The following is a 25317-nucleotide window of genomic DNA, read 5'->3' as shown; positions in this document are numbered from 1 at the left end:
GTTTAGGAGGACATTTATGGAACATAAAAAATTTACTTGGAAGCATTACACACTGATCACAGTCGGGATTATTTTTGTGATCTACTGCTGTATCGCAGTGTATTTCAGCAAGAAGTTTACATATGGGACAAAGATCAATGGTGTCGATGTTTCCAACAAGACAGTTGACGAAGTTACAGACATTTTCAAAAAAAAGGCGGACGGCTATTCGCTGACCGTAAAAGAGCGAAAAGGCAGAGAGGAAGTTTTAAAGAGCAGTGTGCTCAAGGTTTCCTTTGACGGTGAAGACCAGATCAGGAAGCTCAAAGACGGACAGAGTTCTTTTCTGTGGATCAAAGGTGTTTTCGGGGGAGAGAAGTACAACGATATCGATATGTTTGCTTATGACAAAGCAGCATTTCAAAAGGCCTTAAAAAACCTTGACTGCTTCAAAAAGAAAAATATCATCAAGATCCGAAATGCCAAACCGGTTTACAAAGACGGAGCTTATCAGATCCAAAAAGAAGAAATCGGTACGGTCTTAAAGAAGGAACAGACGGAAAAACTCATAAAGAGTGCCGTAGAAGGCGGTGTCGCTGTCGTGGATCTGGACAAGGAAGGCGCCTATGATGTCCCGAAGTATACTAGCAAGAGCAAAGAGATCATTTCTCTGAAAGACAGGATGAACGATTCTCTGAAGGGAAGTATTACTTATAAGTTCGGGAAACAGACGGTAGTTCTTGATAAGGATGTATACCACAAGTGGTTTAAGATCAAGAATGACACAGATTTTACTATCGACATGAAGAAGATGGAAAACTGGGTTATGAAGTTTGCATACAAATATAACACGATGGGGACTATGCGCACTGTCAAGACTCACGACGGAAGAACCAAAAAGATTTTCGGAGGTCCTTACGGCTGGAGAATGAGCCGTGAAAAGGAAGAAGCCGCAGTCAAAAAAATGCTGAAAGAGGGCACACAAGAGACAAGAGAGCCATACTGGCGCCAAAAGGCAAAGGTATACGACGGATATCAGGGAGACATCGGCGATACTTATATCGAGGTCGATATGGGACAGCAGGAAGTTTTCTACATTAAAAAGAAAAAGGTTGTCTTTTCTTCATCCGTAGTCACAGGCAAGATGGAAGCGGGAAGAAAAACACCGGAATGTGTGGCATTTGTACTGTACAAACAGCGCAATGCGACATTGAGCGGTCAGGGTTATAACTCACCGGTATCTTACTGGATGCCGTTCAACGGCAACGTGGGACTTCACGATGCAAGCTGGAGGTCTTCTTTCGGAGGAAGTGAGTATATTTCCGGGGGATCACACGGATGTGTCAATATGCCGCCTTATGCAGCTGCAACCCTTTACAATATGATCGATGCCGGAACACCGGTTATCTGCTATTACTAAACTAAACCGAGAGAGCAGGATTTAAATAGTCCGGGCTCTCTCTTTTTGTTATTTCATAGAAAAGGTCTACGACCTTTTTGTCCACGGATCAGGAGGGAATGAAAATGAGGATCAGCATAACACAGTGGGTGCATGGAGAGCTGAGACGCTTTATTAAACAAGGAGACTTATGTATTGATGCAACGGTTGGAAACGGAGGTGACACTGAGTACTTGTGCGGGCTCACAGACAGAGTGATTGGATTTGAAATACAGGAGGAAGCACTGTTCAATGCCAGGAAGCGGCTGAAATTAAAAGGATACCATCCAAAGTTTATTTTGGACAGCCATGAAAATATGGACCGGTATGCAGAAAAAGGTACGGTACAGGCGATTTTGTTTAATCTGGGTTATCTTCCGGGTGGGGATCACAGTATTGCTACAAGGCCGAAAAGTACGATACAGGCTATTAAAGTGGGACTTGAGCTTTTGAAATCGGGAGGAGTTATCAGTGTTTGTATTTATAGTGGAGGAGATACCGGGTTTGCGGAGAAAGAAGAAGTCCTTCAATACTTAAAGCAGCTGGATGACAGGAGATATATTGTTATAAAACAGGACTTTTATAATAAACAGAATCATCCTCCGCTTCCGGTACTTATTTTGAAACTGGATTAGCTTGCTCTTTCCTCCGGCACATTGTAATTTATGAGTGGAAGAAAGTTTAAAACCGGGTTTTAATTTCTGCGGCATTTTAAAGATGGAGGAAGATTTTATGAAAAAAAATTGCGGGAGAGAACGGTGCGTTCCATATAGACGGACAGGCGTTTTATGATGCGATTGTGAGCAGTACAGAAGATTATATCTATATCATCGATATGACAACCGATATGGCTCTGATTTCCGATAATATGCTGCAGGATTTTGAACTGCGGGAAGAATCGTACCCGGGCTTGCTCCGATGGTCCTGTCCTGACACTGAAGCCGCAGGTCCTGCTCAGTTTATACCGCTCCTTGAAAACAGCGGGCTGATTATAGAGGCAGGAAAATGAATATTGGAGCAGGCATTCTCTACATGTAAACGCTGGCTGCTTCATATCCGGATCATGTATTTAATCATTCTTTTATCGGGGCGGTCATAAAGCTATGCCACAGTGTAGGGATTGCTGTATGTGTGGAAGGAGTCGAGCATCCGGGAGAACTGGAAGCAGTGTGTTCCCTGGGTGCAGACAGTATACAGGGATTTTATATTTCAAATCCGATCCCGGCGGATCAGTTTGAGGAGAAATATTGGAAGAAGGGCGGGAGGCAATGAATATGACCTCCCTGATTTATTTTTGTCCCTTCAAACATAAATACGTTCCTTATCTTTTGGCGGGACTTTAGAACTGCGTTTTCCTTGCGCTGAGGTTATTACGATTATTTTATATGCAGCTGTTTCTTCGCAGCTTTCTGCCGCTGTCAGCCAGCAGGAACTGCAGGATGAGAACCGCAGCCTGTCGACGCTTGCAAACTATGACCAGCTCACCGGACTGCTGAGCCGGCATGCTTTCCTAAAAAAGGTGGAAAACTGTCTGGCGGCCTTTGCAGTGCTGGCACTGCGCGATATCGATGATTTTAAGATTGTAAACGACACGTGGGGAAATTTCTGCGGAGATAAGATTCTGAGTGAACCAGCAGAACTTATCTGTTCTTTTCTGGGAGGAGACGTGGATGTCTGCCGGTGGGGAGGAGCAGAGTTTATTTTTCTTTTCCGGGACACACCGCTGGAGGATGTGCTCATAAAGCTTTAGGAGCTGTGTGATACGGTGGCCGGACATGTTTTTTGCTGTGATGATAAAAATCTGCATATTACTATGATCTTCGGAGTCAGTCCTTCCGAGGAGATAATTGCCCTGGCCGACAGACAGATGTACAAGGGCAAGACTGCAGGGAAGAATCGCGTCGTCTGCGGGAAACCATGAGACTATGTTATACCTTATCGTGCGGAGCACGTCCACCCGAAGGGTATGAGTTACGGTGTGCCCTGTGGGTATACCTTATCGTGCGGAGCACGTCCACCCGAAGGGTATAAAATACGGTGTGCCCTGTGGGTATATTTTGTTCTGACGTTTCATATAGTATTAATTGTATGAGTTTTTCTCCATTATCCCAGTCGGCTCTTAACAGGCCTCCTTCCGATAACGGAGAGAAATATCTTAGCTGGCTTGAAGGAGAGTAAATGGAATGAAGAAGATTTTCTGTGTAATATGGTCTCTGTTTTTGTGTCTGCAGCTCGGATTTCACACGGTCCGGGCGGATGATACGTTAAAGCTCTATGCAAAATCTGCAATTTTGATGGATGCGGGCAGCGGACGAGTCTTATTTGATAAATCCGGAAAAGCCAGAATGCCGAATGCCAGCACTACAAAGATTTTAACATGCCTGTATATTATTAAACATTGCAATCTGGAAGAGGAAGCGACAGTTTCTAAAAATGCCGCTGCCCAGCCACAGGTCCATCTGGGAGCAAGGGCCGGGGAAAAATACAAAGTTAAGGACCTCCTTTACGGACTGATGCTTGAGTCTTACAATGACTGTGCGGTGATCCTGGCGGAGCACGCGGCGGGATCAACTGAAAACTTTGCAAAAAAGCTTAATGCAGAGGCCAGATCCTATGGGGCAAAGTCGACACACTTTGTCACGCCCAACGGATTGGACCGCACCGACAAAAACGGGATTCATTCCACTACGGCATATGATCTTGCACTGATCATGAAACAGTGCATCAAAAATAAAGAATTTTTGGAGATCACCAGAGCCAGGAGCCATTCTTTTCATGACGCATCCGGGCAGCGTTCTTTTAATTGCAATAACCACAACGCCCTGCTGTCCATGATGGACGGTGCGGTTTCCGGAAAGACCGGATTTACTTCTAAAGCCGGGTACTGCTACGTGGGAGCCGTGAAGAAAAATGGCATGACCATGATCGCGGTCGTGCTGGCCTGCGGATGGCCTCCCCATAAAACTTACAAATGGTCGGATGTCAGAACTTTGATAGACTACGGTGCCAAAAATTATTCCTATCACAAGATCATTCCGGACTACAGCAAATTAACGGACTTGTATGTAAACGGAGGAATGGAGCACAAAGTCTCCATAGGGGCCAAAGGCGGAGGTATAACGCTTCTGCTGAAAAAAGGGGAAAAGGTCGATATCAAATGCCAGATCCCGAAGAGTTTAGATGCACCTGTAAAGAAGAAAGAACAGGTGGGGAAGATCGAATATGTGCTGAACGGCAAGGTGATCCGGGAGGAAAAAGTCTTTACGAAAAATTCTATCGACAAAAAGGATTACTGGTGGTATCTCGGAAAAACACTGGATGAGTTCTGCCTGTAAAAAATATTAGAGGAAAAGGTTGTTGAGATTCTGGATCAACTGCCTTTTTTTCTAAACTGAAATATGATAAGATAACCGGAGAATAAACCAAGGAAAGGAGAACAAGACAATGTTATTTATAGAATATCCGAAATGTACAACCTGTAAAAGAGCGAAAAAATGGCTGGACGAGCATCAGATTTCCTATGAAGACCGCCATATAGTGGAAAACAATCCAAAAGCAGAGGAATTAAAAGAATGGATTGCAGTGAGCGGACTTCCGGTCAAGCGTTTTTTTAATACAAGCGGGATGAAATACAGGGATCTGGGACTGAAAGACCGACTCCCGGAAATGAGCGAGGAGGAACAGATCGATCTTCTGGCGACAGACGGCATGCTGGTAAAACGTCCTTTAGTCATAGGGGATGACTTTGTCTTGATTGGATTTAAAGAGGAACAATGGGGCAATACTATCAAATAAAAAGTATTTTTGCAGACAGAAAGGATATTGCGAATGGAACGAAAGAATACATGGCTTTCTTATACAGAAGAAGAGATAGAAAAACTGGAATCTCTGGCGTCTGATTATAAAGAGTACCTCACCGGCGGAAAAACAGAGAGGGAATGTGTGAAAGAATCAGTAAAACTGGCCCAGAGAGCAGGATATCAGGATTTAGAGCATTTTATAGCAGAGGAAAAGAAGCTGAACCCGGGTGATAAAGTTTACCGCACGTGGATGGACAAAACCATTGTCCTATTCCAGATCGGGGAAAAGCCGATGGAAGACGGGTTGAACATTTTGGGGGCGCACATCGATTCCCCAAGGATGGATTTAAAACAAAATCCACTGTATGAGGACACAGAAATGGTGCTTCTGGACACCCATTACTACGGCGGTGTGAAGAAATATCAGTGGGTGACGCTGCCTTTGGCTCTCCACGGAGTTGTCATTAAAAAGGACGGAACTACAATCGAGATCAGCATTGGTGAGAAAGAAACCGATCCTGTGGTAGGGGTGACCGATCTTTTGATCCATCTGTCCGCACAGCAGCTGGAAAAGAAGGCTAAGGTCGTGATCGAAGGTGAAGATCTGAATGTACTGATCGGAAGCCGCCCGGCCAAAGGTGAAGAGAAGGATGCCGTAAAAAGAGAAATGCTTGGCATATTGAAAGAGGAATACGGGATTGAGGAAGAAGATTTCCTGTCTGCTGAGATCGAGGTTGTCCCGGCAGGGCCCGCCAGAGATTTCGGATTAGACCGCAGCATGATCATGTCTTACGGGCAGGATGACAGGGTTTGTGCCTACACATCCCTTGTGGCTATGCTGAATGTGGAGGATGCTCAGAGGACTACCTGCTGTATCCTCGTGGACAAAGAAGAAATCGGAAGCGTGGGCGCTACCGGCATGCATTCCAGATTTTTTGAAAATACACTGGCCGAGATCATGGCCCTGACAGGAGAATACAGTGAGTTAAAACTCCGCAGAATCCTTCAGAATTCTCATATGCTGTCTTCTGATGTGAGTGCGGCTTTTGATCCGAATTATCCTCAGGTCATGGAAAAGAAGAATGCGGCTTACTTCGGAAAGGGACTGGTCTTGAATAAATACACCGGCTCCAGGGGGAAATCCGGTTCCAACGACGCCAACCCTGAATTCGTTGCGAAACTCCGAAGAATGTTTGATGATAATCAGGTAGCATTCCAGACTGCAGAACTCGGAAAAGTAGATGAAGGAGGCGGGGGAACCATCGCTTATATTCCGGCTTCCTATGCTATGGACGTCATCGACTGCGGTGTTGCAGTGCTGAATATGCACGCTCCATGGGAGATCACAAGCAAATCCGATCTCTACGAAGTGGAAAAGGGATACGAAGTATTCCTGCGAAACTGCTGAACATCATGCAGATAAAAAGAGAATCCTGACAGTTTCCTTATCACTGTCAGGATTCTCTTTTATTTTAGATTCTGAAAATAAATTACTTTTTGCTCGGTATGATCTCGATCCAGTAGCCGTCGGGATCACTGATGAAGTAAATACCCATATCCGGATTTTCATAACAGATACAGCCCATCTCCTCATGACGCTTGTGAAGGGCTTCCATATCGTCGGTCTCCAGAGCCAGGTGATACTCGAGTTCTCCCAGATTATATGGTTCCGTGCGGTCCTTTAACCATGTGAGCTCCAGAGAGAAGCCTGTAGTCTGGTCTCCCAAAAATACGAGCTTAAAACTCCCGTCGGATGCGTTTTTTTCACGGACAGGCTCAAGATCCAATGCTTTTTTATAGAAGTCAAGGCTTTTGTCCAAGTCCAGAACGTTGAAGTTAAAGTGATTAAATGCAATCATAATGTCCTCCTTGATATTTTACGATTTTCTTAAATTTATAATAACATACTTTTTGCTATTTACAAGTGTAAAAGAGAGTGGATATAATGGTAGAGTATTTAGGAAAGACGAAAGGGGAAGTTATGAAGCAGCAAATCAGCAAGTTAAAGAAGTTGACAGCAGTCCTTCTGATGTTGTCTTTGCTTATCGGGACAGGAATTGGTCCGGCTAAGGCAAAGACCGTCAGCGCGGCACAGACAAAATACTGGATTAAGGTTAATAAGCAGGCAAATGTAGCCACTGTATATAAGCTTACCAAAGGAAAGTATAAACCGATCAAGGCGTTTTTAGTGTCCTGCGGGGGCTCCAATACACCGTCCGGAACCTTTTATACTCCGGCGAAATATCGCTGGCAGACATTGATGGGACCGAGCTATGGACAGTATTGTACAAGGATTCATGGAGGGATTTTATTCCACTCTGTGTGGTATTACAGCCACAGCAAGGCCAGCCAGTCCACCGTTCAGTTCAATAAGCTTGGAAAGACCGCATCACACGGATGCGTGCGTTTAAGTGTTGCTGACGCAAAGTGGATCTATGATAACTGTAAACTGGGAACAAAGGTTACCATATACAGCAGCAAGAATCCGGGACCGTTAGGAAAACCAAAGCCCATCAAGGTGTCCACTTCCAGAAGTATGTACTGGGACCCGACCGATCCGGATAAGAACAATCCGTACCGCAAGGTAAAACCGACCATCAAGATTTCTTCCAAGAAGAAAAAAACAGTGGAGTACGGCAAATCTTACAGCGTGAAGTCTCATGTAACGGCGAAAGACAATGTGACAAAGAAAAGCCTTACAAAGAAAGTGAAGTATTCAGTCACCAAGTATAATGCAGAGAAGAAAAAGTATTATAAAGCGAAATTCAGCACAAAATCTTTAGGTACATACAAGATTAAGTATTCTGTAAAATCTGCCCTTGGAAAGAGCGCAAGCAAGACGATCAAGGTAGAAGTTGTGGATACTCTTGCACCGGTAATTTCCAACGCGGCAAATAAAACAGTTACGATTAATACGAAGAATGCTGTGTTTAAGACAACGGCCAAGATGAGAAGCGGCAAGAGCAGAACTTCTGCCATGACAGTCTCCATCACAAAACCGGGAGAGAAGAAGGCCACGTCCATGTCTTACTCTAAGGCCAAATCTTACGTGTTTAACAAGGCCGGAACTTACACTGTGAAGTATACGGTGAAGAACAGCAATAAGCCTTACAGAGCGGCATCCAAGACAGTAAAAGTTACAGTCAAAGGTTATAAGAATGCTGAGATAAAAGCAAATCCGACGGCATTTACAATGACAGTGACCGATCCAAATGCGGTAGATCAGGCAAAGAAAGAATTAGAGGCACAGATTATAAAGGCCATCAGCATTACAGACAATGGTACTAAGGTGATACCGTCTGATAAAAATCTGAAGTTTGAATATATTGGGCAAAACGATGATACAGCCTATACAGACTTCTCAAAAGACGGAAACTGCAGAGTGAAAGTTACTTATACTGGTACAAAAAATAAGAAGCCGGTATCTGTTATCGTGAATATTTCTGTAAAAACCGAAATTCCGTTAGACGGTAAAAATACCAAAGCTATACCTGCCTCTGAGACGACAACAGCAGTAGAATAAACTAAATAGCTTTTAACTATGAAAGGTGTCCGGCTTTGCCGGATGCCTTTTGCATATAGAAATATTGACATCAAACGGGTATATGATAAAATAAATAAGTTAATAAGTATATATTACTTTATTTTATATATTGTATTTAGACAAGAGATACAGTTTAGGAGGATGAAAATTATGGCAGTACCTTATAATCATAAGGCAATCGAACAGAAGTGGAGGAAACACTGGGAGGAACAGCCGGTCAACGTAAATGACGGCAAAAAGCCGAAATACTATTGTCTGGACATGTTCCCGTATCCGTCAGGAAGCGGACTTCATGTGGGACACTGGAGAGGCTATGTGATCAGCGATGTGTGGAGCCGTTACAAAATGCTCAATGGATACTATGTGATCCACCCTATGGGATGGGATGCCTTTGGACTGCCGGCGGAAAACTACGCGATCAAGATGGGCGTGCATCCGAAAGAATCCACAGCAAAGAATATAGAGAATATCAAACGCCAGATCGGCGAGATCGCGGCCATCTATGACTGGGATATGGAAGTCAACACCACAGACCCTGAGTTCTACAAATGGACCCAGTGGATTTTTGTTCAAATGTTTAAAAAAGGACTGGCCTATGAAAAACAGATGCCGATCAACTGGTGCCCTTCCTGTAAGACAGGGCTTGCAAATGAAGAAGTTGTAAACGGCAAATGTGAGCGCTGCGGTGCAGATGTGACGAAGAAAAATCTGAGACAATGGATGTTAAAGATCACAGAATATGCAGACCGCCTCCTGGGTGACTTGGATAAGCTGAATTGGCCGGAAAAAGTCAAGAAAATGCAGGCAGAGTGGATCGGAAAGAGCCACGGCGCCGAGGTTGACTTTAAAATAGAAGACAGCGATGAGGCGATCACTGTCTATACGACAAGGCCGGATACACTTCACGGAGCAACCTTCATGGTATTGGCGCCGGAACACAAGCTGGCAGCGGAACTTGCCACTGATGAGACCAGAGAAGCAGTGGAGGAGTATATCTACCAGGCATCTTTGAAATCTTCCGTAGACCGCCTGCAGGATAAAGAAAAGACCGGTGTGTTTACCGGAAGCTATGCAGTCAACCCGATCAATGGTAAAAAGGTTCCAATCTGGCTGTCTGACTATGTCCTCGCAGACTATGGAACAGGTGCTATCATGTGTGTTCCTGCCCATGATGACCGTGACTTTGAATTTGCCACGAAATTTAATATTCCGATCGTACAGGTCATTGCTAAAGATGGAAAAGAAATCGAAAATATGACAGAGGCATACACAGAGGCAGCCGGAACAATGATCAATTCCGGTGACTGGAACGGTATGGAATCTTCTGTATTAAAAGAGGAAGCCCCGGCCATCATTGAGAAGATGGGAGTGGGCAAAAAGACTACCAACTATAAGCTCAGAGACTGGGTATTCAGCCGCCAGCGCTACTGGGGAGAACCAATTCCGATCGTTCACTGTCCGGACTGCGGTGCCGTGCCGGTGCCGGAAGAAGAACTTCCGCTGACACTTCCGGAAGTTGAAAAATACGAGCCTACGGGAACAGGAGAATCTCCGCTTGCAGACATTGATGAATGGGTCAACACAACCTGTCCTGTCTGTGGAAAACCGGCTAAGAGAGAGACGAATACTATGCCGCAGTGGGCGGGATCATCCTGGTATTTTCTGCGATATATCGACAGCAAGAACAGTAAAGAACTGGTTTCCAAAGAAAAAGCGGACAAATACCTGCCGGTTGATATGTATATCGGCGGTGTAGAGCATGCCGTGCTCCATCTATTGTATTCCAGATTCTACACGAAGTTCTTGTATGACATCGGTGCAGTGGACTTTGATGAACCGTTCCACAAGCTGTTCAACCAGGGTATGATAACAGGTAAAAACGGAATTAAGATGAGCAAGTCCAAGGGAAATGTAGTCTCACCGGATGATCTGGTAAGAGATTATGGATGTGATTCCCTCAGAATGTATGAACTGTTCGTGGGACCGCCTGAACTGGATGCGGAGTGGGATGAGAGAGGAATCGACGGTGTGCGCCGTTTCTTAAGCCGTTTCTATAACGTGGTTCTGGACCAGAAGGACAAGAATGTTAAAGAGACAAAGGATCTGCTCAAGGTACGCAATCGTCTTGTATATGATGTGACAAGCAGGCTTGAGAAATTCAGCCTGAATACAGTGGTCAGCGGATTCATGGAGTATAATAATAAACTCAATGATCTGGCGAAAAAGGGCGGAGTGGACAAAAAGACTCTGGAAACTTTCATTGTGCTGCTGGCACCTTTCGCGCCTCATATTTCTGAGGAACTCTGGAGTGAGCTGGGACATGAGGACAGTGTATTCTCACAGAAATGGCCGGCCTATGATGAAGCGTATTTAAAAGACGATGAGGTTGAGATTGCAGTGCAGATTAACGGAAAAGCGAGAACAACTATTACCATCGGAGCAGATGATGCAAAAGATGCGGTCATTGCAAAGGCAAAAGAAGCATTGGGTGACAAGCTGAACGGAACCGTTGTAAAAGAGATTTATGTTCCGGGAAGAATTGTAAATATTGTGCAGAAATAAAAAAGTAAATCCAGAAAAATGGCGCAAGTGGAGACATTGCTTGCGCCATTTTTGAATTTGATGATAAAAGGAGAATCAGAAAATGATAAAAGCAGTTTTTTTTGATCTTGATGGCACATTGATTTCTAATACAACTGGTGGAATTCCGAAAAGCGCCAGAAAATCCATAGACTGCCTGAGAATGAACGGAGTTCGTGTATTTACGGCGACCGGCAGACACATGTCGGAGATCAAAGATCTGCCAGCCTTTGACATACAGTTTGACGGCTTCATTACACTGAACGGGCAGCTCTGCCTGGACAGCAGGAAAGAACTGCTTTACGGTGAGCCAATCAGTGAGAGGAATGTCGAGCAGATGCTTACTATGTTTGAGGCGCGGAAGGTGCCGCTTATGCTGGTTGAAAAAGACAGAATGTATATCAATTATATCGATGAGATGGTGGAAAAAGCACAAGCAGCGATTAATACAGCAGTTCCCGATATCGGCACTTATTCCGGAGAACCGATCTATCAATTTATTTTGTATTCGGAGGAAAAAACGGCAGAGAAAATCGTTGCGGGACTTGAGGACTGCAAGATGACCAGATGGAATCCATATGGGGTCGATATCATTTCAAAAAGCGGGGGGAAAGTGGCCGGAATCAAGCGGATCATACAGGCTTGCGGGATTCGACGTAATGAAGTCATGGCATTTGGAGATGGTGAAAATGATATGGACATGCTCCGCTATGCAGGAATCGGGGTCGCGATGGGAAATGCTGAGGAAGATGTCAAAGTGTGTGCGGATTATATAACAGATGATGTGGATGAAGACGGAATTGAAAAGGCATTCAAATATTTTAAGATGGTTTAATTTATTCCTCACCATTTGAATAGAATCGTTATTTTGAGAGTAAAATCAAAAGGGAATATTAGTATAATTTATTTTTATATGTTATATATTTAAAAATTTTTCAGGAACAGAATTAAGGGCTTGAAAAAAAATAGAAATTATAGTAGAATCTATTTATAACAATAAACAGAAAAGGAAAGATAGCATTGGAAAATAAAGATATACTATATGGTGTAGAAACTATTATTATGAAATCCATTTGGAAATTAGAAAAAACAGAGAAAGCTATAACTGTTTATGATATAATTCAAAGTTTAAAGGAAGATTATGAAAAAGAATACAGTCGAGCCACGGTCAGAACCTATCTAACAAAACTCGAAAAAAAAGGTTTTATACACATGGAATGGAAAGGGCGTTATAGTTATGTAATTTCTCTCATAGAAGAAAAAGCATATCAGAAGAAACAGTTAGAAAATATAAAAGAATTTTGGTTCGATGATTCTTTATCAGATATGGTATGTGCCTTTACAGAAACGATTTCACAAGGGCAAGTTGAGGAACTGAAAGATTTGATAAACAAATTAAGTGACTGAAAGGGGTTATTTGTTTATGGAAAGGAATAAAATAAAAGTATTTAATGCTGACAACCAGCTAAGTGCCATGGTATAAAAATAAAGTCATCGTTGCTAAAATTATTTTAATATTTTTTCTGCTTGGCATTATTATTCCGTTCATTGAGATGGTGATCGACATCCTGTAATGATTTGTTGAGATTAAAAGACGACAAAAGGGTGTTTCGCTGTCTGTGGGGAATACAAAATGATCTCCTCCTGTTATAATGAGCATAAAAAGGAGGGGATGATCTTGGATCAGAAGAAAATCGGAGTGTTTATTGCTCTGCTTCGTAAGGAACGGGGAATTACCCAGGCAGAACCTGGTGAAAAAATCGGGGTGACGAATAAAACAGTTTCACGGTAGGAAAATGGAGTTTCCCAAATAAAAGAATATTGCTACTAAGCTAAGAGATACTGCGTAAATGTTCAGTATCTCTTTTTCATTGCCATGAAACAGTATAATATTTCATTTCTGCTTGATTACCTTAAAACTTATTAGATTATGGTTTGTCAAGGGCTTGTTGCGTAAGCAATGCTTTAGCATCCTTTATAAATCATAGTCTGATAAGTAATTTATCAAAAGCAGAAAAGAAATGACTATATTGAAGTATCATGATATAATAACCCCATCAATGCCCATTTGTGGAATTACAAAAAATGCGCTGTCAATGAATTTTCTTGTAGGTGTTGGAAGATGATTTTAATGTGAGAAAATCTTACGAAAAGAACGGCTGGGGACAGGATGTTTAGGAGGTATCATGAAAGGATTTAATCGACAAAATCAATTATTCGCTCTCTGTGGTTTGAACTGTGGGCTTTGCCCTATGTTTTTGAGTAAACACTGCCCTGGCTGCGGGGGCGGCGAGGGAAATCAGTCTTGTAAAATTGCAAGATGTAGCATGGAACATGGAGGGATTGAATACTGCTTTCAGTGCGGTGAATACCCTTGTCCGAAATATGATCATATCGAAGACTATGATGTTTTCATCACAGGAAGGAATCAAAAGCGCGATATGAAAAAGGCACAGCAGATTGGAGTGGAAGCCTACAACGCAGAGCAGGCAGAAAAGGCATGCATTCTGGACATCCTCCTCGCCCACTATAATGACGGGAGGAAAAAGACGCTGTTCTGTGTTGCAGTCAACCTGTTGGAACTGCAGGAACTGCAGGAGGTACTCCGGCAAATTGAAAACAGATCCGATTTGGAAACGCTGACGCTCAAAGAAAAAAGCGCTCTTGCCGCAGGATTGCTGAAGGCTGTGGCAGCAAAGAATGATATTGACCTGAAGTTGCGCAAGAAAAAGTGACGATGAAAAGGAGAATTTAAATGAAGTATGTATGTGTGGTTATATCAGTAGCTGACATCAAGACCGCAAGGAAGTTTTATGAAGACCTATTCGGATTAGAAGTGTATCAGGATTATGGAAGGAACATCGCGTTTACCTGTGGGCTGGCGTTACAGCAGGATTTTGACTGGCTGGTAAGTATACCAAAAGAAAAGGTACTGAAAAAATCCAATAATGCGGAAGTCGTCTTTGAGGAGCAGGATTTCGATGGTTTCCTGAATAAGCTGAAGGAGTACCCGGAGATCGAATATCTGGGAGAAGTCGCCCTGCATAGCTGGGGGCAGCGTGTAATCCGCTTCTACGACTTGGATGGGCATCTTATAGAGGTTGGCGAGGATATGAAAATGGTGATTAGGCGTTTTCTCGCTTCTGGTATGACTATGGAAGAAATATCTGTGAAGATGGATACTTCTATTGGGGATTTAACAAAACTTCTGAATCGTTAGTACACAGTGGACAAATCAGCAAATTCCTATTCTGACAATCAAAACGCAAACACCGTCTGTAGGATAGTTGAGTTGGCCCAACAGTGAGGAGCAATATATGAATGAAAAAGTCTTAGTGGTTGATGATGAAAAAGAGCTGGCCGACTTAGTTGAAGTATATCTGAAAAATGATGGATATTCCGTTTATAAATTCTATAATGGCAAGGATGCATTAAAGTGCATTGAATCCGTAGAATTGGATTTAGCCATACTGGATATCATGCTTCCGGATGTTGACGGCTTTCAGATCTGCCAGAAAATCCGGGAGAAGTCCTACTTCCCTGTTATCATGCTGACAGCGAAAGTCGAGGACGGGGATAAAATCATGGGGCTGTCCGTTGCGGATGATTATATTACGAAGCCATTTAACCCGCTGGAAGTGGTTGCGAGAGTAAAGGCGCAGTTAAGGCAGTACATGCGGTACAAGCAGCCCCGCATAAAGCAGGAGGCTGAACGCACAGAATACGATATCAGAGGGATGACAATCAGCAAGAGCAGCCATAAATGTATCCTGTTTGGAAAGGAGATCCAGCTGACGCCAACGGAGTTTTCCATCCTTTGGTATCTGTGCGAGCGTCAGGGGATGGTTGTTTCTACGGAGGAATTATTTGAGGCAGTATGGGGAGAACGGTATTTTGACAGCAATAATACCGTGATGGCGCATATCGGGCGCCTCAGAGAGAAAATGAAGGAGCCGTCAAGAAATCCGAAATTTATAAAAACCGTGTGGGGAGTGGGATATACCATTGAAAAATAAAAATAACATCAGTCATGAAGATGACTATTTGCTTTTTAAAAACAGATTGTTTGTTAAAATACTGCTGATCATGGCATGCTCCATTCTGATTATAGCGGTTATTTACCTGTTCGTCTTAAAAGATAATTTTGCAAATGTGGTGGTAGCCATATTAGAGTGTTTTGTTTATCATGACCGGAATGAGGCGGTGGCTGTTTACCTGAGAACTTTCAAGGCGTATGAGATATGGCTTTTCCTGATTGCCGTCATGGGCGTGTTCTTTATCATTTTCCGCCACTATCTGGACAGCATTTCAAAGTATTTTAAGGAGATCAACCGGGGGATTGATACCCTGGTGCATGAAGATACCAATGATATTGCCTTGCCTCCGGAACTGGCTTCGACCGAAAGGAAAATCAATTCCATACGGCATACCCTGACGAAACGGAAAACGGATGTCGAGCTTGCAGAGCAACGGAAAAACGACCTTGTCATGTACCTGGCCCATGATTTGAAGACCCCGCTTGCATCGGTCATAGGGTATTTGAACCTGTTAAGGGATGAGAAGCAGATCTCCGAGGAACTCAGGGAAAAATATCTTTCCATATCACTGGATAAGGCGGAGCGTTTGGAAGAGCTGATCAATGAGTTTTTTGAAATTACCCGTTTTAATCTTTCAAACATTACGCTTGTATACAGCAAAATCAATCTGACGATGATGCTGGAACAGCTGGGGCATGAGTTTAAGCCGATGCTGGCCGGGAAAAATCTGAGATGTGAATTTGATGTTCAGCCGGACATGATGTTGTCCTGCGATGCCAACAAGCTGCAGCGGGTGTTCGATAATGTGATGAGAAATGCCGTCAACTACTGTTATGAGAATACCACCATTCAGGTGAAGGCCAGGAAGACAGAAAACCATGTGCTGATCAAAATCATGAACGAGGGGGATACGATTCCTGGAGAGAGATTAGAAAGGATCTTTGAGCAGTTTTACCGCCTGGATGTGTCACGGAGCTCAAGCACCGGCGGAGCCGGTCTGGGGCTTGCGATTGCAAGGGAGATTGTGGAACTGCACCATGGGCAGATCACTGCCCACAGTGAAAACGGCACCACCTGTTTTGAGGTTACATTGCCGCTCGTAGAAAAATCGTAAGAAATTCCAGGATAAACCGTGTGTTATCCATAAAAGAATACGAAAACATAAATCGTTCCATTCTGGTATGCTTTTATACTAGGGGGAGCGATTTTTTTTGCTTTCAGAAAGGAGCTAAGAGAAACGTGAAACGTCAAAACAACAGAAGAAATTATGATGGAAGGAACCGCAGAGAAGCGAAAAGAAGAAAATTGCTTTTTTACAGGGCTGCGTGTGCCATGCTCTGTTTACTCATAGCCTCTGTAATTTTTGGGGTCGCACATTTCCTTAAGGATGGTAAAGAGCCTGCCCTTCCAGTCGAAGAGAGCACAAAACCCGGCAAGGACATTTCGCGGGTGGCTGATGACCAGAGCGAAAAGGTTCTTCCATTTTCAGAGCCTGCCGTATCAGATCAGGCTGGCACGATTTCCACAGACATCACAGCAGCAAACGCCATTTTGGTGAATAAAGACACCAATACGGTATTGTATCAGAAAAACGGCACGGATAAGATTGCGCCGGCCAGTACAGCCAAAATGATTACGGCGTTGACCGTGCTTGACCATTGTTCCCCGGAGGATGAAATGAGGGTAGGTGCGGAGATTGAAATGATCCATAATGATTCGTCAACCGCATGGCTTATGCAGGGCGATACATTGACTGTCAGGCAGCTACTGATTGCCCTTATGCTTCCGTCCGGCAATGATGCAGCCTATACCCTTGCAGTCAATACCGGAAAGGCCATTGCAGATGATAACAGCCTGACCAATCAGCAGGCCATTAAAATATTCATGGATAAGGTGAATGAGAAGGCCAGGGAGATTGGCGCCACAGACTCAAATTTTGTGGTCCCGGATGGGTATGACGCCGAGGGACAGTATACCACAGCCTATGACCTTGCCATTATTGCAAAGGCATGTTTGGAGAATTCCATTATTTCAGAAATTGTGGCAAGCAATACATCAAATGAAAAATGGCCGAACGGAAGAGAGGTGACTTATAAAAATTCCAATAAGCTTCTTGATCCGAATAGTCCATATTACCATCCGGAGGTTATCGGCCTGAAAACCGGAACCAGCAGCCTTGGCGGCGCCTGTGTCGTTTCTGCCGCAGTGATTGACGGAGAAACCTATATCTGCGTAGTCATGGGCTCTACGAAGGAAAGCAGATTTCAGGACAGCGTTGATATTTTGGATAAAATCAAAGCCCAGTGAGATTTTAAGGAGGAAACGAATGAAGAAAAAACACATATTACGGTTTTTGGATGTGAGCCGGACGAAGCAGAGATATTCCGTAAACTTTCATCTGAGTATGGCATCACAGTTTCGCTCATAGAAGATGCCGTATCAGAGCACAACGCAAAATTAGCAGACGGATGCCGTCACGCTTGCCATTACTGAGAAACTGGCAAGGCGTGAAAAAATAGAGATGTTCCTCACAGAACTGGAACAGCAGGACGGGACGGTTACGGAATTCAGAGAACGGCTCTGGTACAGTTTGGTGGATTATGTGACAGTCTTCAGCAAGGAAGATATCCGTTTTACTTTTAAGAATGGGATGGAGATAAAGGTATAGGTAGAAACCTTGGGTGTTGGATACGAACAGGCAATAATGGGTGTTGAAGAAAGGATTTGTTTTATGGAAAATAGGATAGAATTTAATGCGGCAAAATACCCTAAAGTGATGTCATTAGTTATAGGGAAATCAATAAATGCGGATAAAGTTGATACAGATATGAATAGCATGGAACCAGAGTTGGCCATATACCTTCCAAGAGGAGTATATCTAATTTATCTTCAAGACATGGTCAACAAGCGAAAACATACGGAAATTGAGTTGTTCAAAAAATATGCCTATGGTGTTGTTTTAGAAGATAAGGATTACTCTGCATTGCTCCATTTGGACTATGCATCAATGAGGATGAAAATTGAAAGAAGATATTTAGCATAATAGAAGATGCGGAATAATCTATAAAGGTTGAAGCATGGGTAGGCATTAGAAAGTTCTATCGTTTTATATCCGGCAAGAGGATGCCCGTATGGAACTGCCACATTCAAATAGTGATATCCCAGAGGATAAAAGTTACATTTCGACAGCCAGGATCTTGAACTGCACGTTCCTACAAAAAAATCAAAATCCTTCCCTAAGTGTTCAAGTGTTGAAAGTATATTTCTGTGGTCATCTTCAAATGTAACAATGTTTAACTGATATTCTAAATGCTTCTCGCTGATCGATTTCCAAAGGTTGAAAAAAGTACGGCATGGATTAAGCAAAGACGTTCCTACAAATTGATTTTTATAGCGCCTATATTGTTCCCTTTTGGAGGGTTTATGATTACGATGACAAATTCATCTGTTCTAATATCCGAACCAGCCGCAGCACATAATCTGCAGGTTTGAGTGAATACAACAGCCCATAGGATATGCTGTATTCCCACTCTACGGGAATTGTCACTAACCCAGGATGAACATCCTGCCAGCATTCCAGGGATAACAGTATATTTTCTGTCTCGGCGCACCGGTTAAACACGGACATATCATAAAAATGCGGGGTGTCTTCTATTTGTATCTGGGGATGATGTTTCTTGAGATCATCTCTGATATGATCATTGGTATCGGAGTCACCCTGCTTTACCATCATGAGTTTTTCACCGTATAAATCCGTAATTTTCAGCAGTTTTTTCTCTGCAAGACGGTGTTCCCTTGAGACTGCACACATCTTTTTATATCTTCCGAGAGGAAACATATTGCATTTGTTTAGCCATGTCTTAGAATCACAGACACCGATCAGGACATCAAATTTTTCTCCCAATTGTGATATTTCTGAAAGAATCCCTTTATGGTTATCGTCAAAAGGAACAAGATGCAGTTTATAGCCAGGAAAATCTTTATTTACGCGGTACCACAAATTCATAAAGGGTTTTGCCGGGTTAAGAAGTGATGTTCCGACATAGAAAGTTCGGTCTGTACAAGACATAGCATGTCTGGCATTCGTAATTGATTTTTTGGAAAAATCGAATAAAAACTTTGCATCTTTATAGATTACCTCCCCGGCAGGCGTCAGACGAATCCCTGAGGGTGTCCGTTTTGTAAGCTTCAGGTCCAGATGGTTTTCCAGGGAATTGATCTGTTTCATAACAGCGGTAGGTGAAATGTACAGGATTTCTGCAGCTTTTGTAAAACTGCCGCAGTCAGCCACCGTTACAAAGGATGTTAAGAGACTGTTATACATAGGGCACCTCCAATCATAGTATAAACATTTAGTTTATACTATCGTAACGTACTGGAGATTCCAGGTCAAGCTTATGGCAAATATAATGAAGGAAAGATGGATAGGGAAAGCGAGGGAGAATGATGGCAATGACAGAATTTTCAAAAAAATACAAGGAAAAAATATTTCAGGGATGCGAGTCTGAGCTTATAGAAACAGATCCGGAGTTTATGGAGCGTTTTAATCATTTTGTATTTGATGAGGTGGTCAATCAGGTGAAACTTGATGACAAGATCGGATTTATGGCAATTTTGGCAGCTCTTTTAGGCTGTCAGGGAAAAGAAGCATTCAGAGAATTACTGCCTGCGGCCATGGATTTAGGGGTTACACCTGTTGAAGTGAAAGAAATTGTATATCAGGCAGCAGCTTATTTAGGAATGGGTAGAGTCCTTCCATTTTTAAAGATTACCAATGAAGTGCTGACAGAAAAAGGGGTATCACTTCCGCTGGAAGGACAGGCAGGCAACACTGTGGAGAACCGCAGGGAGACAGGAACACAGGTACAAGTGGAGATCTTCGGAGAAGGAATGCAGGATTTCTGGCAGTCCGGTCCTCGGGAGAGCAGGCACATCAATCAATGGCTGGCTGAAAACTGCTTTGGGGATTATTACACGAGAAACGGGCTTGACTACAAACAAAGGGAGATGATCACATTCTGTTTTCTGGCAGCACAGGGCGGATGTGAGCCTCAGCTTACCAGCCATGCGGCGGCCAATATGAGGATTGGCAATGGCAAGGAGTTTTTAATCAGGATTATTTCTCAGTGCCTGCCGTATATTGGATACCCAAGGAGTTTGAACGCATTAAGCTGTGTGAATGCAGCGGCAAAGAAATAGGAAAAAGGAGATTGATATCAATGAAGATGATAGAGAAAAAGGAATTTGACGAAATCAATGTATTTGGGCAGGGAGAGCCTAACGAAGGATTTGCGCAGTATTTCAGCGGAGCATCTTTTTTAAATGTACTGAACAACTCCCAGGAGAAGGGCGGAATCTTTACAGCCAATGTAACATTCGAGCCGGGATGCCGCAATAACTGGCATATCCACCACGCAGAGACAGGCGGCGGACAGATGCTGATCTGTACCGCCGGTGAAGGGTGGTATCAGGAGGAAGGAAAGGATGCGGTAAGCCTGACACCCGGAACCGTCATCAATATAAGGCCGGAAGTGAAACATTGGCACGGCGCAAAGAAAGATTCGTGGTTCAGCCACATAGCATTGGAGATTATGGAACTGACTGCAGGAATGAATGGCGCGAGCCGGTTTCTGATGAAGAATATGGGGAATTATCTTGACAAAAACAGTTTTATACAATAAAAAGTATGAGTAGAACAGCCAGAAGAGCGTAGAATCACGACGATTCTACGCTTTTTTTTCTTCTTCCCAGCGTACTTTCTCTTTTAATAAGTGGATTTTATAATATTGTTGGCCAGATTATTACATTTTCATACTAAAAAATTTCATAAAATGAAATTTTTAAATTTTTTTTTCTGTAAGGTGATATATTATAGACACCAAAAGAAAACATTTACAGAAAAGAGGTATGGATATGAAGAAAAATGCAGTAGTTATAGTAGGTGCAGGAAGCACACACACACCAGGAATAATTCAAAGTTTATTACAAAAGAAGGATGAATTTCCTTTAAGAAAATTAGCTTTATTTGATATCGATGAAAAAAGATTACATTTAGTATATGATATCATGAAGCAATTCATTAATGAAACTTATCCAGGTCTTGAGGTTGTAGTTACAACAAATGAAGAAGAGGCTTATACAGATATAGACTTTGTATTTGCTCAAATTCGTCAAGGTGGATTAAAGTTAAGAAGTTCAGATGAAAAGATTCCATTAAAATATGGAGTAGTTGGACAAGAAACTTGTGGTCCTGGAGGATCAATTTCTTATGGAATGCGTTCAATTCCAGCTATAATTCATATCATAAAAATGGCAAAAAAGTATTCTCCAAATTGTTGGATTTTAAATTATTCAAACCCAGCAGCAGTTGTTGCAGAGGCTACAAGAAGAGAGTTCAATAATGAAAGAATATTAAATATATGCGATATGCCAACAGCAATTCTTTTATCTTATTCTAAGATGTTAGGCTTAGATAGCTGGCAATCATTAGACCCATGTTATTTTGGATTAAATCACTTTGGGTGGTTTACAGCTTTATATGATAAAGATGGGAAGGACCGTTTACCAGAATTAAGAGAAATGATATTAACTTCTGGTATGACAGCTTGTAGTGATAAGCATCATAAAGATAAGGATTGGCAAAAGACATGGAAGCAATATGCAGAGATAGTTAAGGATTATCCTGACTTCTTACCAAACAGCTATCTTCAATACTATTTATATTCTTCAGAGATGGTAGCAAAAATGGATATAAATCGTACAAGAGCTGATATGGTTATTGAAGAACGTGAACAAGAAATGTTTGCAGAACACAAGAAATATTTAGAGTCACCAGAAAACTATAAGAGTCCATTACAAGAGTTCACAGTATTTGGCGACTTTATAGTTGATGCAGCCTCATCTATTGCATACAATAAGGGAGAACGTTTCTTAGTAATTGTAGAAAATAATGGAGCTATCCCTAATATGCCAGCAGATGCCATGGTAGAAGTACCAGCATATATACGTTCATGGGGGCCAGAGCCAGTGTCAATTCCAGCAATACCAACCTTCCACAAAGGAATGATGGAAAATCAATTAGCTTCAGAAAAATTAGCTGTAGATGCTTATTTTGAAAATTCTTATGATAAAGCATTACAAGCTATAGCTATAAACAAAACAGTACCATCTACAACAGTTGCAAGAAAAATCTTAGATGACTTAATTGATGCAAACGGTGATTATTGGCCAACATTAAAATTAAAGAACGAAAGATAAGGAGGATTTTCATGGATAAGAAAAAAATATTTAGCTCATTTCAAAAACTAGGTAAAGTTCTAATGGCGCCTGTTCTACTTTTACCTATTTCAGGTATTCTTGTTGGTGTTGGTAGTGCATTTACAAACGCTAGCTTAGTTGAAGTTGCACCTTTTTTAGGGAATAGTTTCTTTTCTCTTATATTCCAATTAATGAAGGATGCAGGTAACGTTGTAAATAATAATATTTCAATTATTTTTGCTATATGTATTGCGTATGGATATGCTAAGTCTGAAAAAGCTACAGCAGCATTATCAGGTTTTTTAGGATATATGACAATGAATACAATAATGGGAAGTTTCTTAATTGCCAGAGGTGTTATAGATACAAGCAATTTAATTACTGGTCAAAAAGCAATTTTAGGTGTAACTACTTTAGATACTGGTGTGTTTGGTGGTATAATAATTGGTCTTATAGTAAGTTATCTTCATAATAAATATTATAAGATACAATTACCTCCAGTATTGGGTATCTTTAATGGGACACGTTTTATACCTGCAATTACAATTATAGTTTCTAGCTTTGCAGGTATTGGATTATCATTTATATTCCCTCCTATACAAAATGCTTTAGAGTTATCTTCTGGATTTATTAATTCAACTGGTGTGTTTGGAGCATTTGTATACGGATTTGCAGAGCGTATGTTATTACCTTTTGGTTTACATCACTTTATATATCTTCCATTCTTCTTCACATCTCTTGGTGGTGCAATGGAAATTGGAGGTCAAACAGTAGAGGGAGCTGTAAATATATATAATGCAATATTAAATACTCCTGGTGCTATGTTTGACATTAATATAAGTCGTTATGTAATGAATGGTAAAGTATTATTTGCTATGTTTGGTTTAACTGGTGCGGCACTTGCAATATATAAGACTGCAAAGAAGGAAAATAGAAAGAAAGTAGCCTCTCTTATGATAGCGGCAGTTATACCTTGTGCACTTATGGGAATTACTGAACCACTAGAGTATAGTTTCCTTTTCGTAGCACCTATGCTATTTGGAGTTCATGCTTTATTGTCAGGAATAGCTTATGTATTAACATATATAGTTCAATTTAATGTAGCAGGACCATCAGCCTTTGGAGGACCATTATTATCATGGATATTCAATGGAATATTAAATGCTGATAAGGGATCTAACTGGTATTGGTTACCTATACTTGGAATAGTTTATTTTGTAATCTACTATTACGTATTCAAATTTGTAATTATTAAATTCAATTTAAAAACCCCTGGAAGAGAAGTTGTAGATGTAGAAGAAAATGCAGTAAATGAAAGTAATACAGGAAATTTAATTCCTAAAATAGTAGAAGCCGTTGGTGGCAAAGATAATATTTTAAAAGTAGAAGCATGCTTTACTAGATTACGTTTAACACTAAAAGACACCTCAGTAATAGAAAAAGATGAGTATTTCAAAAATGAATTATCTGCTAATGGAATAGTTAAGGTTGCTCAAGGTGTACAACTTATTTATGGTAATAAAGTTTCTGTTTATAAAACTGAAATGAGAGAATATTTAGGTATTGAATAATTACATAAAGATATAGGGTAGTTTATGCTACCCTATATTTTTGTAATATAATATATATTTAATAGTTATAGAATGGTCCTATGTCAAGATAAATGGAGGAAAGTATGTATTCATTTTTTTCTAACATAAAAAGATGTGTAGAAGAAATAACGGAGTATTCTTCTATAGATAGCTATATAGCACAGTATATTTTACATAACCATGAAATAATCCCTGACATGACTATATTTGATATTGCAAAAGCATGTAACACCTCACCTTCTACAATAACAAGGTTTTGTAAAAGGGTTAATAATTCAAATTTTAAGGAGTTAAAAGAGGATGTTATTGTTTATAATGAGTTTCTTCAGGATGAAATAAGCAATAAAAGTGTTAAAAGTGGTAATGAAAATAGGAATAGTAATTCTATATTGAATGGGTATTTTAAGGCGCTTAATAAGTCATTTGTAGAAACAAAAGAACTTATTGATGAAAAGAAGCTGATTAAAGCTGTTCATTGGATTGAAGAAGCTAAGGGGATTTATGTCTTTGGTAGCTCTTTTTCTAATATTGTTGCTAAAAATTTCAGCGAAAAATTTACAAGGTTAAATAAGACTGCTTATTCTTTTCCAACTTTAAAAAGCCAGATACTTGCAATAGAAAGTATGAGTGAGGATGATATTGCAATAATTGTATCATTTTCTGGAACAACACGACATATAAAGCAAATAAATAAACTTTTAAAACAAAAGAATATAAAGATAATTTGGATTACATCACAAAATGAAATTAAGAATTCTTTTAGAGAAATTAGGTTATTAGTAAGTACTTTAAAAATGGAGGAGTTTCAAACATCAATTATTCAAGATCATGCACTAAATAGCATTGTAGATATATTATATATTTATTATGTATATCTATAATCTTAAATATAACAGAATAGCAATGTTCTTATGGGTGATTGTCTAAAAACAGATAACTACCCTTTTTCAGATAGTGTCAAGTGATGTATGAAAAAGCTGAGCATAAAAAATAGGCTCAGATGAACCTTGAAACCTGTAGATATTGATAACGTTAAGCTCTCCGAGGGCTTAGGGCGCTGCCCTAAGTACCCGCAAGGGACTTGTCCCTT

Annotated in this window: 28 protein-coding genes and 1 pseudogene; 27 read left to right on the top strand and 2 right to left on the bottom strand. The window is 41.3% G+C overall.

Going from position 1 to position 25317, the window contains the following annotated elements:
* Nucleotides 1–16: 16 nt before the first annotated feature.
* From P8F77_RS11650 to P8F77_RS11610, 9 genes are all read left to right on the top strand, one after another.
* Nucleotides 17–1399, top strand: coding sequence for a L,D-transpeptidase family protein (locus P8F77_RS11650; RefSeq protein ID WP_024727144.1), 1383 nt, complete (start codon nucleotides 17–19; stop codon nucleotides 1397–1399).
* 104 nt (nucleotides 1400–1503) lie between these two features.
* A complete protein-coding gene (locus P8F77_RS11645; RefSeq protein WP_081723805.1) occupies nucleotides 1504–2052 on the top strand; it encodes a class I SAM-dependent methyltransferase in 549 nt (182 codons plus the stop codon).
* Between the two features lie 164 nt (nucleotides 2053–2216).
* A complete protein-coding gene (locus P8F77_RS11640; protein ID WP_330625670.1) occupies nucleotides 2217–2426 on the top strand; it encodes a hypothetical protein in 210 nt (69 codons plus the stop codon).
* A 122-nt stretch (nucleotides 2427–2548) separates the two neighbouring features.
* On the top strand, nucleotides 2549–2689 hold the full coding sequence (locus tag P8F77_RS11635; RefSeq protein WP_235824635.1) for a hypothetical protein: 141 nt from the start codon (nucleotides 2549–2551) through the stop codon (nucleotides 2687–2689).
* A 40-nt stretch (nucleotides 2690–2729) separates the two neighbouring features.
* Complete coding sequence (locus tag P8F77_RS11630) at nucleotides 2730–3167, top strand: GGDEF domain-containing protein (protein WP_330625671.1); 438 nt, start codon at nucleotides 2730–2732, stop codon at nucleotides 3165–3167.
* A gap of 15 nt (nucleotides 3168–3182) precedes the next feature.
* Complete coding sequence (locus tag P8F77_RS11625) at nucleotides 3183–3338, top strand: hypothetical protein (RefSeq protein WP_287519577.1); 156 nt, start codon at nucleotides 3183–3185, stop codon at nucleotides 3336–3338.
* Between the two features lie 262 nt (nucleotides 3339–3600).
* Complete coding sequence (locus P8F77_RS11620; RefSeq protein ID WP_287519575.1) at nucleotides 3601–4752, top strand: D-alanyl-D-alanine carboxypeptidase family protein; 1152 nt, start codon at nucleotides 3601–3603, stop codon at nucleotides 4750–4752.
* A 109-nt stretch (nucleotides 4753–4861) separates the two neighbouring features.
* A complete protein-coding gene (locus P8F77_RS11615; RefSeq protein ID WP_024727149.1) occupies nucleotides 4862–5212 on the top strand; it encodes an arsenate reductase family protein in 351 nt (116 codons plus the stop codon).
* 33 nt (nucleotides 5213–5245) lie between these two features.
* Nucleotides 5246–6625, top strand: coding sequence for an aminopeptidase (locus tag P8F77_RS11610; protein WP_024727150.1), 1380 nt, complete (start codon nucleotides 5246–5248; stop codon nucleotides 6623–6625).
* 82 nt (nucleotides 6626–6707) lie between these two features.
* Here the strand turns inward: P8F77_RS11610 and P8F77_RS11605 are convergent, their stop codons facing one another.
* Complete coding sequence (locus P8F77_RS11605; RefSeq protein WP_006566643.1) at nucleotides 6708–7076, bottom strand: VOC family protein; 369 nt, start codon at nucleotides 7074–7076, stop codon at nucleotides 6708–6710.
* An 86-nt stretch (nucleotides 7077–7162) separates the two neighbouring features.
* Here P8F77_RS11605 and P8F77_RS11600 point away from each other — a divergent pair, with 86 nt between their 5' ends.
* The 13 genes and pseudogenes from P8F77_RS11600 to P8F77_RS11540 all read left to right on the top strand — a co-directional run bounded on the left by P8F77_RS11600 (nucleotide 7163) and on the right by P8F77_RS11540 (nucleotide 18421).
* Nucleotides 7163–8740 (top strand): L,D-transpeptidase, encoded by a 1578-nt coding sequence (locus tag P8F77_RS11600; protein WP_270430815.1) that lies wholly within the window; start codon nucleotides 7163–7165, stop codon nucleotides 8738–8740.
* A gap of 171 nt (nucleotides 8741–8911) precedes the next feature.
* Nucleotides 8912–11323: a leucine--tRNA ligase gene (gene leuS / locus P8F77_RS11595; protein WP_287519571.1), complete on the top strand. Its 2412-nt coding sequence runs from the start codon at nucleotides 8912–8914 to the stop codon at nucleotides 11321–11323.
* An 82-nt stretch (nucleotides 11324–11405) separates the two neighbouring features.
* Nucleotides 11406–12176, top strand: coding sequence for a Cof-type HAD-IIB family hydrolase (locus P8F77_RS11590; protein ID WP_095142966.1), 771 nt, complete (start codon nucleotides 11406–11408; stop codon nucleotides 12174–12176).
* 185 nt (nucleotides 12177–12361) lie between these two features.
* A complete protein-coding gene (locus P8F77_RS11585; protein WP_024727154.1) occupies nucleotides 12362–12748 on the top strand; it encodes a BlaI/MecI/CopY family transcriptional regulator in 387 nt (128 codons plus the stop codon).
* A gap of 271 nt (nucleotides 12749–13019) precedes the next feature.
* The gene (locus P8F77_RS11580; protein WP_235824632.1) at nucleotides 13020–13133 is read left to right on the top strand and encodes a helix-turn-helix transcriptional regulator; all 114 of its coding nucleotides are present in this window, start codon (nucleotides 13020–13022) and stop codon (nucleotides 13131–13133) included.
* A 394-nt stretch (nucleotides 13134–13527) separates the two neighbouring features.
* Nucleotides 13528–14076, top strand: coding sequence for a DUF3795 domain-containing protein (locus P8F77_RS11575; RefSeq protein WP_024727155.1), 549 nt, complete (start codon nucleotides 13528–13530; stop codon nucleotides 14074–14076).
* Between the two features lie 20 nt (nucleotides 14077–14096).
* On the top strand, nucleotides 14097–14561 hold the full coding sequence (locus P8F77_RS11570; protein ID WP_024727156.1) for a VOC family protein: 465 nt from the start codon (nucleotides 14097–14099) through the stop codon (nucleotides 14559–14561).
* Between the two features lie 97 nt (nucleotides 14562–14658).
* Nucleotides 14659–15357: a vancomycin resistance response regulator transcription factor VanR-D gene (vanR-D, locus tag P8F77_RS11565; protein WP_024727157.1), complete on the top strand. Its 699-nt coding sequence runs from the start codon at nucleotides 14659–14661 to the stop codon at nucleotides 15355–15357.
* Complete coding sequence (gene vanS, locus P8F77_RS11560; RefSeq protein ID WP_287519566.1) at nucleotides 15347–16492, top strand: vancomycin resistance histidine kinase VanS; 1146 nt, start codon at nucleotides 15347–15349, stop codon at nucleotides 16490–16492. The genes vanR-D and vanS overlap by 11 nt, the downstream gene beginning before the upstream one ends.
* A 125-nt stretch (nucleotides 16493–16617) precedes the next feature.
* Nucleotides 16618–17685: a transpeptidase-like D-Ala-D-Ala carboxypeptidase VanY-D gene (gene vanY-D / locus P8F77_RS11555; RefSeq protein ID WP_287519564.1), complete on the top strand. Its 1068-nt coding sequence runs from the start codon at nucleotides 16618–16620 to the stop codon at nucleotides 17683–17685.
* Nucleotides 17686–17721: 36 nt separating this feature from the next.
* A pseudogene (locus tag P8F77_RS11550) lies at nucleotides 17722–17853 on the top strand (D-lactate dehydrogenase VanH-A); the annotation flags it as partial.
* A gap of 46 nt (nucleotides 17854–17899) precedes the next feature.
* Complete coding sequence (locus P8F77_RS11545) at nucleotides 17900–18046, top strand: hypothetical protein (protein ID WP_287519562.1); 147 nt, start codon at nucleotides 17900–17902, stop codon at nucleotides 18044–18046.
* 9 nt (nucleotides 18047–18055) lie between these two features.
* A complete protein-coding gene (locus P8F77_RS11540; RefSeq protein ID WP_024727161.1) occupies nucleotides 18056–18421 on the top strand; it encodes a hypothetical protein in 366 nt (121 codons plus the stop codon).
* Nucleotides 18422–18805: 384 nt separating this feature from the next.
* Here P8F77_RS11540 and P8F77_RS11535 read toward each other — a convergent pair whose 3' ends face one another.
* Nucleotides 18806–19702 carry a LysR family transcriptional regulator gene (locus P8F77_RS11535; RefSeq protein WP_287519560.1) on the bottom strand — a complete coding sequence of 299 codons (897 nt, stop codon included), beginning with the start codon at nucleotides 19700–19702 and terminating at the stop codon, nucleotides 18806–18808.
* 122 nt (nucleotides 19703–19824) lie between these two features.
* Between P8F77_RS11535 and P8F77_RS11530 the strand changes: the two genes are divergently transcribed.
* The 5 genes from P8F77_RS11530 (at nucleotide 19825) to P8F77_RS11510 (ending at nucleotide 25108) form a co-directional block, all read left to right on the top strand.
* Nucleotides 19825–20577 (top strand): carboxymuconolactone decarboxylase family protein, encoded by a 753-nt coding sequence (locus P8F77_RS11530; RefSeq protein ID WP_095142962.1) that lies wholly within the window; start codon nucleotides 19825–19827, stop codon nucleotides 20575–20577.
* Nucleotides 20578–20597: 20 nt separating this feature from the next.
* Nucleotides 20598–21059, top strand: coding sequence for a cupin domain-containing protein (locus tag P8F77_RS11525; RefSeq protein ID WP_347256137.1), 462 nt, complete (start codon nucleotides 20598–20600; stop codon nucleotides 21057–21059).
* Nucleotides 21060–21291: 232 nt separating this feature from the next.
* The gene (locus P8F77_RS11520) at nucleotides 21292–22635 is read left to right on the top strand and encodes a 6-phospho-alpha-glucosidase (RefSeq protein WP_024727165.1); all 1344 of its coding nucleotides are present in this window, start codon (nucleotides 21292–21294) and stop codon (nucleotides 22633–22635) included.
* 11 nt (nucleotides 22636–22646) lie between these two features.
* On the top strand, nucleotides 22647–24206 hold the full coding sequence (locus P8F77_RS11515; RefSeq protein WP_287519557.1) for a PTS transporter subunit EIIC: 1560 nt from the start codon (nucleotides 22647–22649) through the stop codon (nucleotides 24204–24206).
* Between the two features lie 104 nt (nucleotides 24207–24310).
* The gene (locus P8F77_RS11510; RefSeq protein WP_158221719.1) at nucleotides 24311–25108 is read left to right on the top strand and encodes a MurR/RpiR family transcriptional regulator; all 798 of its coding nucleotides are present in this window, start codon (nucleotides 24311–24313) and stop codon (nucleotides 25106–25108) included.
* The last annotated feature ends 209 nt before the right edge of the window (nucleotides 25109–25317 follow it).

This window comes from Anaerostipes sp. PC18, from assembly GCF_039789045.1.
GTDB lineage: Bacteria > Bacillota > Clostridia > Lachnospirales > Lachnospiraceae > Anaerostipes > Anaerostipes hominis.
This window is presented reverse-complemented; position numbering and strand designations above follow the sequence as displayed.

What these genes read in the sequence shown, in the direction of transcription:
- P8F77_RS11650 (WP_024727144.1), top strand. Translation starts at nt 17, where the DNA reads ATGGAACATAAAAAATTTACTTGGAAGCATTACACACTGATCACAGTC.
- P8F77_RS11645 (WP_081723805.1), top strand. Translation starts at nt 1,504, where the DNA reads ATGAGGATCAGCATAACACAGTGGGTGCATGGAGAGCTGAGACGCTTT.
- P8F77_RS11620 (WP_287519575.1), top strand. Translation starts at nt 3,601, where the DNA reads ATGAAGAAGATTTTCTGTGTAATATGGTCTCTGTTTTTGTGTCTGCAG.
- P8F77_RS11615 (WP_024727149.1), top strand. Translation starts at nt 4,862, where the DNA reads ATGTTATTTATAGAATATCCGAAATGTACAACCTGTAAAAGAGCGAAA.
- P8F77_RS11610 (WP_024727150.1), top strand. Translation starts at nt 5,246, where the DNA reads ATGGAACGAAAGAATACATGGCTTTCTTATACAGAAGAAGAGATAGAA.
- P8F77_RS11605 (WP_006566643.1), bottom strand. Translation starts at nt 7,076, where the DNA reads ATGATTGCATTTAATCACTTTAACTTCAACGTTCTGGACTTGGACAAA.
- P8F77_RS11600 (WP_270430815.1), top strand. Translation starts at nt 7,163, where the DNA reads ATGGTAGAGTATTTAGGAAAGACGAAAGGGGAAGTTATGAAGCAGCAA.
- leuS (WP_287519571.1), top strand. Translation starts at nt 8,912, where the DNA reads ATGGCAGTACCTTATAATCATAAGGCAATCGAACAGAAGTGGAGGAAA.
- P8F77_RS11590 (WP_095142966.1), top strand. Translation starts at nt 11,406, where the DNA reads ATGATAAAAGCAGTTTTTTTTGATCTTGATGGCACATTGATTTCTAAT.
- P8F77_RS11575 (WP_024727155.1), top strand. Translation starts at nt 13,528, where the DNA reads ATGAAAGGATTTAATCGACAAAATCAATTATTCGCTCTCTGTGGTTTG.
- P8F77_RS11570 (WP_024727156.1), top strand. Translation starts at nt 14,097, where the DNA reads ATGAAGTATGTATGTGTGGTTATATCAGTAGCTGACATCAAGACCGCA.
- vanR-D (WP_024727157.1), top strand. Translation starts at nt 14,659, where the DNA reads ATGAATGAAAAAGTCTTAGTGGTTGATGATGAAAAAGAGCTGGCCGAC.
- P8F77_RS11545 (WP_287519562.1), top strand. Translation starts at nt 17,900, where the DNA reads ATGTTCCTCACAGAACTGGAACAGCAGGACGGGACGGTTACGGAATTC.
- P8F77_RS11535 (WP_287519560.1), bottom strand. Translation starts at nt 19,702, where the DNA reads ATGTATAACAGTCTCTTAACATCCTTTGTAACGGTGGCTGACTGCGGC.
- P8F77_RS11530 (WP_095142962.1), top strand. Translation starts at nt 19,825, where the DNA reads ATGGCAATGACAGAATTTTCAAAAAAATACAAGGAAAAAATATTTCAG.
- P8F77_RS11525 (WP_347256137.1), top strand. Translation starts at nt 20,598, where the DNA reads ATGAAGATGATAGAGAAAAAGGAATTTGACGAAATCAATGTATTTGGG.
- P8F77_RS11520 (WP_024727165.1), top strand. Translation starts at nt 21,292, where the DNA reads ATGAAGAAAAATGCAGTAGTTATAGTAGGTGCAGGAAGCACACACACA.
- P8F77_RS11515 (WP_287519557.1), top strand. Translation starts at nt 22,647, where the DNA reads ATGGATAAGAAAAAAATATTTAGCTCATTTCAAAAACTAGGTAAAGTT.
- P8F77_RS11510 (WP_158221719.1), top strand. Translation starts at nt 24,311, where the DNA reads ATGTATTCATTTTTTTCTAACATAAAAAGATGTGTAGAAGAAATAACG.